This window comes from Pseudolactococcus reticulitermitis, assembly GCF_002260845.1.
GTDB lineage: Bacteria > Bacillota > Bacilli > Lactobacillales > Streptococcaceae > Pseudolactococcus > Pseudolactococcus reticulitermitis.
Genome location: NZ_BEDT01000005.1, coordinates 14,464 through 31,355 on the forward strand (window position 1 = coordinate 14,464; position 16,892 = coordinate 31,355).

Below are 16,892 nucleotides of genomic sequence, written 5' to 3' on the forward strand. Positions count from 1 at the left end.
AGTAAGCTCCAAGTTCAAATAAGGAAGTAAAATAAATGACTGAATTAAAAAAAATCATTGTAACAGGTGGCGCGGGCTTTATCGGCTCAAACTTTGTGCACTATGTGTATCATAACCACCCTGAAATTGAAAAAATTATCGTTTTAGATAAATTGACTTATGCTGGTAACAAAGCCAACATTGTTGAGATTCTTGGCGACCGTGTTGAGCTGGTTGTTGGCGACATTGCTGATGCTGATTTGGTTGACAAATTAGCAGCGCAAGTAGACGCAATTGTCCATTATGCAGCAGAGTCGCACAATGATAATTCACTTAAATCTCAAGATGAGTTTATCCATACTAACTTCATCGGGACTTACACGTTAATTCAAGCGGCGCGCAAATACGATTTACGTTTCCACCATGTCTCAACGGATGAAGTCTATGGTGATTTACCCTACCGTGAAGACTTGCCGGGTCATGGCGAAGGCGAAGGTGAAAAATTTACAGACCGCACCCCTTACAATCCTAGTTCACCTTACTCATCAACAAAAGCAGCGAGTGACTTAATCGTTCGCGCCTGGGTTCGCTCGTTTGGTCTGAAAGCCACGATTTCTAACTGTTCAAACAACTATGGGCCGTACCAACATATCGAGAAATTTATCCCACGTCAGATTACTAATATCTTGGCAGGGATCCGTCCGAAGCTTTACGGCGATGGTAAAAATGTCCGTGACTGGATTCACACGGAAGACCACTCTTCGGGTGTTTGGACAATTCTCGCAAAAGGTGTCATCGGCGAAACTTACCTCATCGGTGCTGACGGCGAGAAAAATAACAAAGAAGTTTTGGAAGAAATCCTGACTGAAATGGGTCAAGATGCGACAGCTTATGACCGCGTAACAGACCGTTCAGGCCATGATTTGCGTTATGCGATTGACAACACAAAACTTCGCACAGAACTTGGTTGGACACCTAAACACACTGATTTCGAGTCTGGTTTGAAAGAGACCATCAACTGGTACACAGATAACAAAGACTGGTGGGAAGCTGAAAAAGCCGCGGTTGAAGCCAACTATGCTCAGTCACAAGAGGTATTGGATAAATAATTTTTTGCCAGTAACTACATACTGGGAAGTGTGAAGAAATGATTAATCATATCGGTGGTTTTGCTGTTAAAGATCTTGAACGTTCTATTCAATTTTACGTAGCTGTGCTTACGCCTTTGGGGTATAAGCTCCATCATCGCTCAGAAAATTCGGCGAATTTTTCGGACAGTCTGTCAACAGATCCTTTTGGTGATTTTGCGATTTATGAGGGCGCACCTTTTCCTTTCCATTTGGCTTTTCAAGCAAAAGATAATCAAGCGGTCGATGCTTTCAATGAAGTAGCTATGAGTTTTGGCGCTAAAGGATATGGCAGGCCAGGGTATCATAAACATTTTCATGAAAATTATTATGCAGCTTTCATTTACGACCCTGACGGTTATGAAATTGAGGCAGTTTTTCATAATAAACAAGCACACTAGAAGTTACACTTTTTTCAAAAGTATAGGTAACTCACAAAAGATACATCTGTTTTATTGACGGTTTTGTCAGTAAAACAATAAGAATCGGAGGAGAGATGATTTTAATTACGGGGGCAAATGGTCAACTAGGGACTGAGTTACGGTATCTATTAGACGAACGTGATGTGGACTATGTCGCAACGGATGTGGCGCAGCTTGATATTACAAATGCTGAGCAGGTAAACAAAGTTTTCGCAGAAGTCAAACCGACATTGATTTATCATTGTGCAGCTTATACAGCTGTTGACAAGGCAGAAGATGAGGGTAAAGCGCTTGACTATGCGATTAATGTCACAGGGACAGAAAATATCGCTAAGGCAGCAGCAGTACACGATGCAACACTTGTTTATATCTCAACTGACTATGTTTTTGACGGTCAAAAACCAGTTGGTGAAGAGTGGGAAGTGGCCGATGTGCCAGACCCGCAAACAGAGTATGGTCGCACCAAACGTATGGGCGAAGAACTCGTAGAGAAATACGCGAAAAAATTCTATATCATTCGGACAGCTTGGGTGTTTGGTAATTATGGGGCAAACTTCGTCTTTACCATGCAAAAATTGGCAGAAACACATGATAGCTTGACTGTGGTCAACGACCAACATGGACGACCAACATGGACGCGGACTTTGGCTGAATTCATGGCATATTTAACGGATAACCGTAAGGATTTTGGTTACTATCATTTGTCAAATGATGCAACAGAAGATGTGACTTGGTATGATTTTGCTGTTGAAATTTTAAAAGATACCAATGTGTCAGTTAAACCAGTTGATTCAAGTCAATTTCCAGCTAAAGCAAAACGTCCGCTTAATTCAACCATGAGTTTGACCAAAGCGAAAGCAACAGGTTTTGTCATTCCAACCTGGCAAGATGCTTTACAAGAATTCTACAGACAAGAAAAACCTGAATAAATTTTAAAAAAGTGTGCGATTTGCATGCTTTTTTTGATGGATTGGATTTACTGGCAATGGTAGTGACACGTTTTGTAACCTGTTAGTAAAATGACAAGCATAGCCATTTATGCTATAATAGTAAGGAATATCTTGAGAAAATGGGTGAAAAATGCAACATGTGTTTATAATTGGCTCGCGTGGTTTGCCGGCCCAATATGGTGGCTTTGAGACTTTTGTTGATGAGCTTGTCAAACATCAAAAGAATGAAAATATAAAATATCATGTCGCTTGTCAAAGTGAAAATTCGGATAGAGCACTACCTGGTGAACATTTTGAATATCTTGGCGCAGATTGTTTTGTAATTAGGGTACCTAAAATCGGTCCGGCGCGCGTGATTGCCTATGATATTTTGGCAATCAATGCATCGCTTAAATATTGTAAAAAAGAACAAATTGAAGCACCAATTTTTTATATTCTTGGGAATACAGCGGGTGGTTTAATTGGCCATTATGCTAATAAAATTCATAGACTTGGTGGCAAGTTATTTGTCAATCCAGATGGCTTAGAGTGGAAAAGAACTAAATGGGCAGCACCTGTACGTTCGTACCTCAAATTTGCAGAAAAAAAAATGGTACGCTATGCTGATTTGATTATTTCAGATAACACGGGTATCAAAGAATACTTGACTAGCGAATATGGGCAAGTTAAGTCTGAAGTGATTGCCTATGGTACAGAAAAATTTAAGTCAGATTTGACAGAATCGGAAACGTTAGTCAAATATCAGGTTAAAGATTATTATTTGATTGTCGGGCGGTTTGTGCCTGAAAATAATTATGAAACCTTAATTAGAGCTTTTATGAAAAGCTCGATTACACGTGACCTTGTGATCGTTACGAATCACGAAGGCAATGCTTATTTTGAAGCATTGCGGGAAAAAACACAATTTGACAAAGATTCACGCATCAAATTTGTTGGGACTGTCTATAATCAAAATGAATTGCGATATATTCGTGAGCAAGCTTTTGCCTATTTACATGGTCATGAAGTCGGGGGTACAAACCCGGGCTTACTTGAAGCGATGTGGTCAACAGCTGTCAATGTGGTTTTAGGTGTGAATTTCAATCGGACGACAGCAGGTGATTCTGTCATTTATTTCGATAAGAAAAATTTACTGACAACGCTGTCAACGGTTGAAAACTTGACGCAAGATGAACGCCAAAGATTACAAGAAAAAGCTCACGAAATCATCGAAGAGAAATACACTTGGGAGCACATATGCTCTCAATATGAGGGGCTTTTTAGGGCTAGTTCTACTGAGGAGCTTGAGCTTCTAACAAAAATGGAGAACTTAGCCAGGGGTAAAGATGAGAGTTAATATTTTAATGTCAACCTACAACGGCGAAAAGTTCGTCGCTGAACAGATTGAAAGTATTCAAAAGCAAACCTATACTGACTGGAATTTAATCATTCGAGATGATGGTTCTACTGATAAAACTTGCGATATTATTGCGGATTTTGTTAGCACAGATAGCCGAATTAAATTAATTCAAGCTGAAAATGTTGGCGTGATTAAATCATTTCATGAACTTGTGGCACATAATGTTGAAGCTGACTTCTATTTTTTTGCAGACCAGGATGATTACTGGTTGCCAGAAAAACTGACAGTGATGTTAGAAGAAGCTAACAAGCATGATAATCGGAAACCGATGATGTATTATTCTGATTTGAAAGTGACTGATAAAGCACTCAATGTCACTTCGAAATCAATGATTCGGAGTCAATCTAATCATGCCAATAAAAAACTTGTCCAAGAGCTGACTGAAAATACGGTTACTGGCGGTGCTAGCATGATTAATCATGAACTGGCAAAACTCTGGCAGACAACAAATGATGTTATTATGCATGATTGGTATTTAGCGCTTGTCGCATCAGCACTTGGCGAGCTGGTTTATATTGATCAACCCACTCATCTTTATCGTCAGCATGATGCCAATGTTTTGGGCGCAAGAACACTTTCAAAACGCGTAAAAAAATGGTTGCACCCTCACTTATGGTTTGAAAAATATTGGGGGCTTATCACAGCAAGCCAAAAGCAAGCTCAAAAATTATTGACAGAAAATCTGTCAGCAATGTCAGAGGATAATAAAGCGCTTGTGACCGCCTATGTCAATATTCTGGAGCAACCAAAAACAAAGCGACGTCAGATTCTCAACCAATATGATTTACGTAAAAACAAAAATTATCATACCAGTATTTTTCGCACGCTTATCATCACAAAATTTGCATACAAAGGAAAAAACAAATGAATTTCTTCAGCCGTAGAAATCAAATTCTACTTAAAGAACTTGTCAAAACAGATTTTAAACTAAGATATCAGGGGTCAGTTATTGGCTATTTATGGTCAGTTCTGAAACCCATTTTACTTTTTGTTATCATGTATTTGGTTTTTGTACGTTTTATGAGGTTTGGCTCAAGTGTGCCTCATTTTGCTGTGGCGCTTCTTTTGGGGATTACTGTCTGGAATTTCTTTGGTGAAGCCACAAATGTTGGGATGCTATCAATTGTAAGCAGAGTAGATTTATTAAGAAAGGTTAATTTTTCTAAGCCTGTCGTTATCTTTTCTGTCGTTACAAATGCTTTGATTAACCTGATTATTTCACTCATCGTTGTTTTTGGCTTTGCAATCATCAATGGTGTTCCGTTTGGTTGGAATATCATTTTTGTTATACCATTACTTATTGAGTTGATTTTGTTTACCACTGGTCTAGCTTTTATATTGTCAACCCTCTTCGTATATTTTCGTGATTTAGGTCCGATTTGGGAAGTGGTCATGCAGGCTGGTTTTTATGGGACGCCAATTATTTATCCAGTTACAGAAATTTCTAAAAATCATCTACTTGTTGCAAAAATTCTCATGCTCAATCCAATGGCTCAAATCATACAAGATTTACGTTATATTTTAACGTTTAGTCATAATACAAACCCAACGCTTTGGCAGCTTTGGGATTATTCTTGGATTGTCATTATTCCATACCTTATACCAGTCTTTGTTTTCGTTTTCGGGTATTGGTTCTTCATGAAGCATGCGAGTAAGTTTGCTGAAATCATTTAAGGAGTAAAAAAATGTCTGAAATTGCAGTAAAAATAGATCATGTCAGTAAATATTTTCGACTCCCGACTGAAAGCTCAACAAGTCTTCGTACAACGTTAATCAATAGACTGCACGGAGTTAAGGGGTATAAAGAGCAACATGTTTTAAAAGATATTAATTTTAAAGTCGAAAAAGGCGATTTTTTTGGTATTGTGGGACGAAATGGTTCTGGAAAATCGACACTTTTAAAAATCATTTCGCAAATTTACACACCAGAAAAAGGGAACGTCACGGTTAATGGTAAACTGGTCAGCTTTATTGAGCTTGGAGTCGGTTTTAATCCAGAATTAACAGGTCGTGAGAATGTCTTCCTAAATGGTGCGATGCTTGGCTTTTCTCAAGAAGAAATTGGGGAAATGTATGATGAAATCGTTGAATTTGCTGAACTTAGTGAATTCATGAATCAAAAATTAAAAAATTATTCCAGTGGTATGCAAGTTCGACTGGCATTTTCAGTTGCCATTAAAGCTAAAGGGGACATCTTAGTCCTTGATGAAGTTCTAGCTGTCGGAGATGAGGCTTTTCAGCGTAAATGTAATGAATTTTTTGTTGAAACCAAAAAAGATAAATCAAAAACAGTCATTTTAGTTACGCATGATATGAGTGCAGTTCAGCGTTATTGTAATAAGGCTGTTTATATTTCTGACGGATATGCCGCTGAAAATACCGATGTGCAACACGTCACAAATCTTTATTCGGCTGATAATTTGAAAGTCACACAACATGCTGAGCATGATGCTTTAGCTGATAGAGTTTGGCTAACGACTGAGTCTGAAACTTTATTAACGAAAACAACAGATGAGCTGCCTTTTACCATCCATTTTGAAGCCAATACTGAGCAAACCAAATCAGAAGAAAAGCTCTATTTATCATATTTTCTGTATGATGCGACTCGAGGCGGTGCAGCCTATGAATCTCCAGCACAAGAAGTTAAGATTGGGGCAAGTCTATCTGCGGCAATTCCAATGGCAAACTTTCATAATACAGAATTTCAGCTCGGAGCGACGCTCCGAAAAGACCCATCAGATTGGGAAAATGATAATCCGCTTTCGCAAACAGAAGTTATCACAGTGACGCAACCTGGCGAAGATATCAGATTTATCTACCGTAATCCAGAAGATAGAGAGGCAGCCAGTCTGCTAAAATCACTATAAAAGGATGTGAGGAAAGGAGGGAGCGGACAGTGCCAACAAATTTTGAGCGCATGAAATATATTTTGACTAAAAATCCCAAATTACTTATTAAAGCACCGGGTAAAATTGTGAGAAAAGTCCATCAACATATTCATCCAGCTGCAAGTATACAACTAAAGATAAATAAAAATAAACGCCAAAAGACGCGTCAATTCAATCAGTACGAAAATCCTAAGCGAGTACTTGTTTATGTTATCTATGAAAATCAACCTCATCTACAAGCTTATAAATTAGGCTTTTTGGAAGCTCTTGCTAACCTTTCTGATAAAGTTTTGATTGTTTTAAATAGTGCTTTACCTGATGGTGATGTGACTAAACTTGAAAAATATGGGCAAGTTGTGACTCGAGAAAATACGGGTTATGATACTGCCGCTTTTCGTCATGGTATTTTGCTATTAAAACATGAATTAACAAATTTTGACGAGCTCCTTTTGGTTAACGATACAAACGTTGGACCAATGACAGATTTGTCAGTTGTTTTTCGTAAAATGTCAGCTCAAAAATTAGATTTTTGGGGGATATCTTATGGTGAAAAACAAGTTGATTTCACGGGTTTTAATCCTTATGGGATCATTCCTGAACACTTGCAGTCATATTTTCTTGTCATTGAAAAAAATATGTTTCAAACGCCTGAATTTTTACAGTATTGGGAAAATTTATCCGACACAGATTCTCGAAATAAAGCAATTGGCAAACATGAAACAGTCTTTACTAAATATTTTTCAGATTTAGGTTTTATTCATGGCGCGGTTTCTGGCAATAATGAAGATTCTGCCATGTATATTCACCCATTAACAATGCTTAAAAAATTTGATGTCCCACTCGTCAAGTACACAGCATTTTCCAATGATACAGATGATAAGTTTGCTTGGCAAGGATTGGCGCGAAAAACAGAGGTTCCTGAATTAATTGCTTATATTAAGCATGAAACTGATTTCCCGACGGAAGTACTTGAAGAGGTCATCAATACAATCAAAGACACCCCTCACCCTGAGCATATTTTAATCATTGATGGTGTTGAAAACCAAATTCCCCAATGTACGAGATATCGAGTGATTAACAAAGCAGAGCAACTTCGAAGTTTTGGTTATACTGTTTGGACTGTTAATGCAAGTGATTTTCAAATGGGATATGCGGAATATGCAAGTCAGATTATCATTTATCGGACGCCGTATAGCGAACAGTTTGAAGAATTGATTAAGTTGGCGCGTAAATATCATAAACCTGTCTTCTATGACATTGATGACTTGGTCTATGATACAATTTATACAGATCAACTTGATTATGTCAAAACATTGAGTGCAGAAGAGAAGGTAGCATATGACTCGGGCGTAAAAAGCTATGGTAAATTGATGGATTTATGTGATGCTTTCATTACCTCAACAACTGATTTGAAAAATGAATTGTTAAAGTTAGGGAAACCCGTCTATCTTAATCAAAATTTGGCAAGCAAAGAACTGATTTCAATCAGTGAACAGGCTACAGAAGTATCTAAAAAAGATGATCAAAAAGTAAAGATTGGTTATTTTTCAGGGTCAATTACACACAATGAAAACTTTAATCTTATCATGCCGACAATTTTACAGATTTTAAAAGAGTTTCCGCAGACAGAGTTACATTTAGTCGGTCATTTAACAATCCCTGACGAAATGAAGATCTACCAAAAACAACTTGTTAGTCATGATTTTTTAGATTGGATCGATTTACCGACTTTAGTCGCAAAAATGGATATCAACCTTGCACCGCTAGTTGATACCGTTTTTAATCGAGCAAAATCTGAAATTAAATGGCTAGAAGCTGCTCTAGTCGGTGTTCCTACAATAGCAAGCGATATAGGCAGTTTTTCAGAAGCCATCATGAATGAACAAACCGGCATTTTGGCAGCGGATGAGCTGTGGTACGAAAAATTGAAAGATTTAGTCGATAACAAGACGAAATTGATCGATTTAGGCAATCGTGCTAAAAATAAAGTGATTACTGACTATCAGACGATGTCTCATAAAGATGAATTCATAGAAGTAATTAATGGCTAAACAAAGTTAAAGTAGAAATAACGAGTACTTATCGAAAAAATATTGGCTTTGTGGATATGTTTTGTGGATTTATCCCTGTTTATCATATTAACGATAAGATTTTGGTTTTCAAAAGGTTAATTTATGAAAAATATTTTATTTGTTTCCCCAACAGGTACGCTAGATAATGGGGCTGAAATTTCAATATTTGAGTTGCAAAAGCAACTTAAATCCAAAGGGCATCATATTGTCAATGTGACTCAAGCATCGGGAGATAAGCCTTATATGGCCTCTTTCGAGAATGCTGGGATTAAAAATTACATGCTAAATGCGGTTAAGTGGTGGTGGGAAGACGCACCAGGTTCTATACAAGGAACAGAACGGGAACTTTACCACTATTATCGTGAACATCTTAATAAGATTCAAAAGATTGTTGATGACGAAAAAATTGATTTAATCGTTACAAATTCGGTCAATATGTTCCAAGGCGCATTAGTCGCAGCAATGAAAAAAATCCCTCACTTTTGGATTATCCATGAGTTTCCTGAGGGGGAATTTTCGTATTATTTAGATAAAATAGATTTCGTAAATGACTATTCGACAGAAATTTTTGCTGTTCAAGGTCGTTTGCAAGAAAAGCTGCAAGCATTATTGCCAGAACGTACCATTCACAGTTTTTATCCATATACTCAAATCTCAGATGAGAAACTACAAGTAGGAGATAAAACGCGTCTTATTTCGGTTGGGCGATTGACGGAACGTAAGAATCAATTGGAATTAATTGAAGCTTATCAGAGATTAGATCAACCGGAAGTTGAAGTGGTGTTAATTGGTAATTTTGATAAGGCGTATAAAGAAAAAGTTGTGAGCTATATTAAAGCCAACAAAATCAAAAATGTAATACTTGCTGGACCGCAAGATAAGCCATGGTCATTAGTAACGGATAAAGATATTTTCATTGGACCGTCAAAAATGGAAACATTTGGTTTAGTTTATGTAGAAGCTTTACTACATGGCGTCCCGAGTATTGTTTCAAGCAACCCAGGGCATAAGTCAGCATATGATATTTTAGGTTTTGGACAATTTTATGAGGCTGGAAATGTGACGCAACTGACTAACTTAATTTCTGACAACTTAAGAGATTTTGATGCCGAAAAACAAAAGAGTTTATCAGTGTTAGAAAATATTAGAGCTTTGTATTCAGTAGAGAATGCCTATCGAGAAGTCATTGCGCTTTTGGAAGAAGATTTTGAATTAAATTCGCAAAGCATTAGGCATCTGTCTAAGCTATTAACGACTAATGATAACAATTCTGAAAGTTTGACAGCAAGAGTTAAGTACTTGGTCAAAAATGCGCTCATAAAAATGAGGATATTACGATGAAACTAACAGTCTGTCTGGTTGCCTACAGTACAAAATTTACTGAAACTGTAAGTTATAAGCGGCTAAATGATATGAAAACTTCTGTTAAAGCATCTCTAAATCTCGTTATCTTTGATAATGGGGTGATTGATTTTTCTAGTGAGAAACTGCCAGATGGTTTCGATTCTGTTCAGTATCATTTTAATCAAGAATCCACAGAACGGGGAACAAGGATTGCTTATCAATATACGCTAACGACAGCAAAAGATGACTGGTTGATGTTGTTGGATGACGATACCATGATGACAGAAGACTATATTGGTAAAGTGATTGAAGTGTTAAGTGACCCCAAAGTTGATGCCGTTTGCCCTCAAATTTTTGATAGAGAAGTCCAAATCTCACCGACATCAAGTGAAACGATTAAGAACTTAAAGTATCCTAAAACAGCTGGGCTTTATCAGGAAGACATCACGGGTATTTCTAGCGGGCTTGTACTATCAAAGCAATTTATGGTAAAAATTGGTGGGTTTACTAAAGAATTCCCGCTAGACTATTTAGATCATTGGATTTTTTGGCAACTCAGAAAGCATCATCAAGTGATTCAAGTGATGGATGAAAAAATCTCTCATCAACTATCCGTACAACATTTAGAAGCATTATCCAAATCAAGATTTGTTAAAATTTTTACGGCAGAGTATGACTACTACAAAACCTATCAACCCGCGCAACTCTATCAAATCAAGAAGAAATATGGTAAAATGATAGTTAAAGGTTGGCTTAATAGAGATGTTTTTGCTGCGAAAGCACTCATAAAAATAATACTAGGAAAGAAATAAAATGGTAGAACCGAAAATATTATTAATTATACCAGCTTATAATGAGTCCGAGGGAATTGCGCAAGTTGTTCGAAAAGTTGACCAATATCGCCAAAAATCAGAATATAAGATTGATTATATTCTGATTAATGACGGCTCTACGGATAACGAAGAAGAAATCCTTAGAAAAAATGAGATTAATCACATCGAATTAATTCAAAATCTAGGTATTGGTGGTGCGGTTCAGACGGGCTATAAGTATGCTTTAGAGAGAGAATATGATGTTGCTATCCAGTATGATGGCGATGGGCAACATGATATTGAAAGTCTTCCTAGTCTAGTTGAGCCGCTCTTGCGTGGCGAGGCTGACTTCACCGTAGGCTCACGTTTCCTAGAGGAGAGTAATTCAGAATTTCAGTCTTCGATTACGAGACAAATCGGTATTAGAATTTTATCCGCTCTAATTTATATGACTTCAAAAATTAGAATAAAGGACGTTACAAGCGGCTACCGAGCAGCCAATAAAAAAGTCATTTCACAGTTTGTTAATCGGTATCCAAGCCAATATCCAGAACCTGAAACTTACATGCACTTATTTGCAAAAGACATCCGTGTCAAAGAAGTTGGGGTACGTATGTTTGAAAGAGAGACGGGAACGTCGAGTATCAATTTATTTAAAGGCATGAACTATATGGTAAGTGTCTCTCTCGCGATACTTTTTTCTGCAATCTTGGGAGGGAAGAAATCATGATGCCATTACCCTTAAGAATTATAGCCATTATATTGGCCGTTCTTTTTTTCATTTATACCATCCGGCTTATTCGCAAAAATATAGCTGAAGTTCGCCACATGCTTAAGTGGTTTATTCTTGCATTAGTCATCCTATTTGGTGCACTCTTCTCGGAACTTGCATCAAAAATCGCTAATGCAGTCGGTGTGAAAACATTAACTTCTTTTGCACTTTTTGTATTAGTTGGTATGCTGATCATGATTTCGTTACGGTATCAAATTTCTTTAATCTCAGCTGAAAAGCAAATTAAGACTTTAATTCAAGAGATTTCGATATTGCGTAAGGATATGAAAGATGCTGAATTAGATCAAAGTGAAAAACAAGAAAAAGTCAATCAAGCAACTAAGAATTTGGAGCAAAATAATTAAGTGAGTAAAATTTTAACAGTAACCATCCCTTCGTATAATACAGAAAAATATATCGATGAATGCTTGCCTTATCTTATTGATGAACGCATTATTTCAGATATCGAAATTTTGATCGTTAGTGATGGCTCAATAGATAATACGGTATCTGTTGCGCAAAAATGGGCAGACAAGTATCCGGATTCAATCCGTGTCATTGATAAAGAAAATGGTGGACACGGTTCAACGATTAACCGTGGGATTTTAGAAGCAACGGGTAAATATTTTAAAGTTGTGGACGGGGATGACTGGGTTGTAACTGAAAATTTTGTTAAGCTTATTGAATTTCTCAAAGGAGTTGACGTCGATCTGATTAACAACCCCTATTTTGAACATGATGAGGAAACAGCAGATGAAACACTCATGATGGCCTTAAAAATCCATGCGAATCAAATTGTTCAACATGATAAAATTATTGAACAAATCAAAATCCCACCAATGCACACGATTACCTATCGGACATCAATTTTGAAAGATAACAAGATAAGCATTGATGAAAAAATGTTTTACGTTGATGTTGAGTATATCTGTTTTCCGTTACCTTTTGTTAAAAAATCGGTTTATTTGGATTATCCAGTTTATGTCTACCGTACGAACTCAGGGACACAATCCATGGCAATTGGTAACATGGTAAAAAATAGAACGATGCATTTAAAGATGACAAAACATATTTGGAATTTCATAAAAAATCTTCCTAAAAATTCATCAAATTCAGTGAAAAAAGTGTTAATTCAGCGCTTCTCGGAATTGATTTTTGCTCAATATGTAATTAACCTTTCAATCCCTGATAAAGTTGAGAGAAAAAATGAAACGAGTGATTTTACATTATATTTAAAGACTGAAGAAATTCTAGAAATTCCAGAAGTTCTAAATTTGTCTAAGCTGGTGATTCGTACTAATGGTCGCGTGATCTTACCAGGGGTAAAGTTGAGAAATATGCTGCAAAATCAGAAAGCTTGGAGAGGTGTAGAGCGAGCTTTACTGACAACTTTAAAAAAAATGAGAAATTAAATATTTACCTTAATATGTTTAATTCTCGTGTTTTAGAGTAGTTAAGATTTGCTGCTCTAAAAGATTCATGCAGTTATGAGGGTTATGCGGAAAAAGACAAATAAAGTAGATAAGCAAAGGATTATTAGTCAGCTTGTTGTATTTAGATATAAAATCAAGGAAATGGAAATAAAATGGCGAATCTGAAACCTTTAGTCAGTGTGATTATCCCAATATATAATGTTGAAAAATATTTGGATGATTGTTTAGAATCTATTATTAATCAAACCTACGAAAATCTGGAAATTATTTTGATTAATGATGGATCAACAGATCGTTCATTGGATATAGCTGAGACTTATGTTAATAAGGACAAGAGATTCAAACTTATTAATCAAAAGGGGCAAGGTGTTGCAACGGCCAGAAATAATGGGTTAGATAAGGTGGCTGGCCAATATATTATGTTTTTGGATTCTGATGACAAGATTTCAAAGGATGCTATAGAAATTTTATTACGACCAATCAATGGAAAAACGCATATTTTTTCAATGGCAAAGTACTCTACTCAAGATGCTTTGAGTGACCATCATGAGAATATAGAGATAGTTTCTATAAAGGGTAAAATAATAAATAGGATAAAAGCTGTGCAATCATCAGGTTATCCCTCTTTTAGCCCTTGGGGGAAATTATATAGTCGTGATATTTTTGAAAATATTCGCTTTCCTAATTTGGCAATACATGAGGATACTTCCATCATATTACCTGTTATAGAGCAAGCTGATGAAATTGTACTTGTAAATCAATCATTATGGTATTATCGACAAGTTGTTTCAAGCCTAACGAATATAAAAATTTCTCAAAAAAATTATGATATTTTTGAAAAAAATAGCATACAAATAGAGTTTGCAAAAGAAAAATATCCAGAGATACTAAATTATGTTTACAAATTATGTATGAATGAAAATGATTTTATTATGATGAAGTGTATCCGTGATGGTTCAAGTTTTTCAATGATTCTTTTTAATAAGCTTTTCCAACAAAATCAGGAATTTGCAATGATTAGCAAACAAAGAAGAGCTTTATATTGGAATATCAATTTATATAAAGGTTATTTAAAATTATCAATTTTGCTTTATAATAATGAATTTATTAGGGGATTAGCAAAAAAATTACTTACATGAAAGAGTAGAATAAGGATGAAAAAAATAACAGCCGTGATGCCTGTTTATAATACAGAAATCTATCTAGAAAAATCTATACAAAGCGTTTTATCACAAGATATAGGACAGGAAAACTTTATTCTTATTGCTATAAATGATGGTTCAACAGACAAATCACTTGAAATTCTTCACTTATATGAGAAGAAATACCCTAATTGTATTAAAGTCGTTAATCAAGAGAATCAAGGCGTAGGTAAGGCAAGGAATGTTGGTATTGAGTTGGCAGATTCAAAATACATTTCATTTCTTGATTCAGATGATTATTATGAAATAGATTTTTTGAGCAAGCACATTGAAAAGGCTGAGGAAACTAGTGTTGATGTTATCATTTCAGGATTTCGTAGAATTACAAGTGAAGGTAAAGTTCTGAGAACATATTCGCCTAGCTCACCTCAGAGGTATACGAAGTACTCAACAATGTCCTCGTGTAATCGAATCTATCGTTTAGACTTTTTGAAAAGAAAAAAGATATTGTTTTTTGAAGATACGTTTGTTGAAGATACTCCATTTTGTTTATCCATTATTGCTCAGGGGGCGGAGTATGGATTTATAGATTATATTGGTTATAATTGGTTATTCAATCCTGAGTCATTTTCAAGTACCAAGCTAAAAGTAGGAAATGAAGAAAATACTGACAAAGCAGTTGAGATGCTAGAAATATTTTTAGACATTGGAGCTATTAAATTAAAAAATTCTCCAGAATTTTCCTACTTCATGTTTAAAGCTATCTCCCATCAACTACTTAGACAGGGAAAACAGGCAAGTCGAGAAGGATTTCTTACACAATTTTATAAAGAAAAAGAATTACTTGAAAATAGACTTCCAAGTGCTTTAAAACTAACTTCAATTATTAAAGGATCCGTAGGAGATGAAATAAAAGTGAGATTAGTTGTAACTACTTTCTTTAGTATCTATAAATTAGGTTTGATGTCTTTATTTGCCAGAATTTATACAAAAGGAGATAAGATTTGAAAAAAGTTTCATTAGATGAAATAAAAAAAATTGAACTTGAACTATTAGATTTAGTAGACAAGGTATGTCGTGAAAATGATATTGAATACTCTCTAGGGGGAGGATCATTACTTGGTAGTGTGAGACATAAAGGGTTCATCCCTTGGGATGACGATATAGATATTATGCTAACTCGTGAAAATTACGACAAACTTATAAAGCTTCTTAGCCATCAAGAGGAAGCGGAGCTATGGCACTATTCTATTAAAGAGACTTTTCAACCCTATGCGAAACTCTGTAACAAACAAACTTATCAAGCTAAAGCTGGATTTGATTTTCTTTGGTCAAAAATTGGTGTAAATATTGATATTTTTCCCATGGATACTATGCCAGCAAAAGAAGATGTTAGAGTTCAGTTTATGCATGAAGCGCAGCATAAAGCGGAAATTTTATATTCAACATCCTTTCCAGCATTTGTAAGTGGTTCAAAGTGGTACTACTCTTTCGCTCGTCTTTTTCTCCGAGGTCCAAAATATCTTAAATATCATGGTAAAAATAGACAAGTGGCAAAAGATGTGGATGAGTTCATGGCGAAGTATCAGTTAGATGCTAAAGCCAATCAGATTGGTTTTCTTGCCAGCCGGTATTTTGACAAAGAACATTTTCCAATCGAAATATTTGAAGCATATGAAGATGCACAGTTTGAAGGTTTAAGTGTTAGAAAAATTGTTGATCATGATAGCTATTTACGCCAAATTCATGGAGACTATATGCAGCTTCCCCCAGAAAATCAGCGAATAAATCATGATTATGTTACTTTTTACTGGAAAGAAGATTAAATATGAATATTGGTTTAATATTTGCAGGTGGTACAGGCTCAAGGATGAACTCCAAAGATAAGCCTAAACAATTTTTAGAAGTTCAAGGTAAACCGATTATCGTGCATACAATTGACTTGTTTGAAGCAACAGAAGAAGTTGATGCAGTCGTTGTTGTGATATTGTCGGATTATCGGGACTATATGACTGAATTGGTCAAGAAGTTTAACTTGAAAAAAGTAAAAGCAATTGTTCCAGGTGGTGAAACAGGACAACTTTCAATATTTAATGGTCTTGAAGCTGCAGAAAAGCTTGCCAACCAGGAAGAGTCGGTTGTGTTGATACATGATGGGGTGCGTCCACTAATTAATAGCAAAGTCATTCGTGATAATATAGCATGTGTCAAAAATAACGGTTCGGCTATAACAACAGCTCCTGCTAAAGAAACAATTGTACTTGTTAATGCTTCTCAGCAAGTATCAGAGGTTGTGGATCGGACACGCTCATTTACAGCTAAAGCGCCTCAAAGTTTTAAGCTTTCAGAGATTCTAGAAGTTGAACGCGATGCAATCTCTAAAGGGATTACCGATGCGATTGATTCCAGTACACTTATGGGGATGTATGATAAAACACTACATATTGTAGAAGGACCTTATGAAAATATAAAAATTACAACACCAGATGATTTTTATATGTTTAAAGCACTCTGTGATGCGCGTGAAATAGGTCAAATTTATGGGGTATAAG

The 16,892-nt window shown here is 35.9% G+C and carries 17 protein-coding genes; all 17 read left to right on the forward strand.

The window, feature by feature from the left end; all coding sequences use genetic code 11:
* Window positions 1-35 precede the first annotated feature (35 nt).
* Window positions 36-1,088 (forward strand): dTDP-glucose 4,6-dehydratase, encoded by a 1,053-nt coding sequence (rfbB, locus tag RsY01_RS08865; protein ID WP_094785190.1) that lies wholly within the window; start codon window positions 36-38, stop codon window positions 1,086-1,088.
* A gap of 38 nt (window positions 1,089-1,126) precedes the next feature.
* Entirely contained in the window at window positions 1,127-1,507 is a 381-nt protein-coding gene (locus tag RsY01_RS08870; RefSeq protein WP_094785191.1) for a VOC family protein, read from the forward strand.
* 95 nt (window positions 1,508-1,602) lie between these two features.
* On the forward strand, window positions 1,603-2,457 hold the full coding sequence (gene rfbD / locus RsY01_RS08875) for a dTDP-4-dehydrorhamnose reductase (RefSeq protein ID WP_094785192.1): 855 nt from the start codon (window positions 1,603-1,605) through the stop codon (window positions 2,455-2,457).
* Between the two features lie 151 nt (window positions 2,458-2,608).
* Window positions 2,609-3,814, forward strand: a complete 1,206-nt coding sequence (gene cps2T, locus RsY01_RS08880) for a beta 1-4 rhamnosyltransferase Cps2T (RefSeq protein ID WP_094785193.1) — start codon at window positions 2,609-2,611, stop codon at window positions 3,812-3,814.
* Window positions 3,804-4,745 (forward strand): glycosyltransferase family 2 protein, encoded by a 942-nt coding sequence (locus tag RsY01_RS08885; protein ID WP_107490455.1) that lies wholly within the window; start codon window positions 3,804-3,806, stop codon window positions 4,743-4,745. Before cps2T ends, RsY01_RS08885 begins: the two co-directional genes overlap by 11 nt.
* Entirely contained in the window at window positions 4,742-5,551 is an 810-nt protein-coding gene (locus tag RsY01_RS08890; RefSeq protein WP_094785194.1) for an ABC transporter permease, read from the forward strand. The genes RsY01_RS08885 and RsY01_RS08890 overlap by 4 nt, the downstream gene beginning before the upstream one ends.
* An 11-nt stretch (window positions 5,552-5,562) precedes the next feature.
* On the forward strand, window positions 5,563-6,744 hold the full coding sequence (locus RsY01_RS08895; RefSeq protein WP_094785195.1) for an ABC transporter ATP-binding protein: 1,182 nt from the start codon (window positions 5,563-5,565) through the stop codon (window positions 6,742-6,744).
* A gap of 29 nt (window positions 6,745-6,773) precedes the next feature.
* The gene (locus tag RsY01_RS08900) at window positions 6,774-8,816 is read left to right on the forward strand and encodes a rhamnan synthesis F family protein (protein WP_432205773.1); all 2,043 of its coding nucleotides are present in this window, start codon (window positions 6,774-6,776) and stop codon (window positions 8,814-8,816) included.
* Between the two features lie 123 nt (window positions 8,817-8,939).
* A complete protein-coding gene (locus tag RsY01_RS08905) occupies window positions 8,940-10,178 on the forward strand; it encodes a glycosyltransferase family 4 protein (protein WP_094785196.1) in 1,239 nt (412 codons plus the stop codon).
* Window positions 10,175-10,993 carry a glycosyltransferase gene (locus RsY01_RS08910; RefSeq protein ID WP_094785197.1) on the forward strand — a complete coding sequence of 273 codons (819 nt, stop codon included), beginning with the start codon at window positions 10,175-10,177 and terminating at the stop codon, window positions 10,991-10,993. The genes RsY01_RS08905 and RsY01_RS08910 overlap by 4 nt, the downstream gene beginning before the upstream one ends.
* A gap of 1 nt (window position 10,994) precedes the next feature.
* On the forward strand, window positions 10,995-11,723 hold the full coding sequence (locus RsY01_RS08915) for a glycosyltransferase family 2 protein (protein ID WP_094785198.1): 729 nt from the start codon (window positions 10,995-10,997) through the stop codon (window positions 11,721-11,723).
* Entirely contained in the window at window positions 11,720-12,130 is a 411-nt protein-coding gene (locus tag RsY01_RS08920; RefSeq protein WP_432205774.1) for a DUF2304 domain-containing protein, read from the forward strand. Before RsY01_RS08915 ends, RsY01_RS08920 begins: the two co-directional genes overlap by 4 nt.
* The gene (locus RsY01_RS08925) at window positions 12,131-13,177 is read left to right on the forward strand and encodes a glycosyltransferase family 2 protein (protein WP_094785199.1); all 1,047 of its coding nucleotides are present in this window, start codon (window positions 12,131-12,133) and stop codon (window positions 13,175-13,177) included.
* Window positions 13,178-13,350: 173 nt separating this feature from the next.
* A complete protein-coding gene (locus RsY01_RS08930) occupies window positions 13,351-14,337 on the forward strand; it encodes a glycosyltransferase family 2 protein (protein ID WP_094785200.1) in 987 nt (328 codons plus the stop codon).
* A gap of 15 nt (window positions 14,338-14,352) precedes the next feature.
* The gene (locus tag RsY01_RS08935) at window positions 14,353-15,348 is read left to right on the forward strand and encodes a glycosyltransferase family 2 protein (RefSeq protein ID WP_094785201.1); all 996 of its coding nucleotides are present in this window, start codon (window positions 14,353-14,355) and stop codon (window positions 15,346-15,348) included.
* Entirely contained in the window at window positions 15,345-16,166 is an 822-nt protein-coding gene (locus RsY01_RS08940) for a LicD family protein (RefSeq protein WP_094785202.1), read from the forward strand. The genes RsY01_RS08935 and RsY01_RS08940 overlap by 4 nt, the downstream gene beginning before the upstream one ends.
* A gap of 2 nt (window positions 16,167-16,168) precedes the next feature.
* Complete coding sequence (locus RsY01_RS08945) at window positions 16,169-16,891, forward strand: IspD/TarI family cytidylyltransferase (RefSeq protein ID WP_094785203.1); 723 nt, start codon at window positions 16,169-16,171, stop codon at window positions 16,889-16,891.
* Window position 16,892 lies beyond the last annotated feature (1 nt).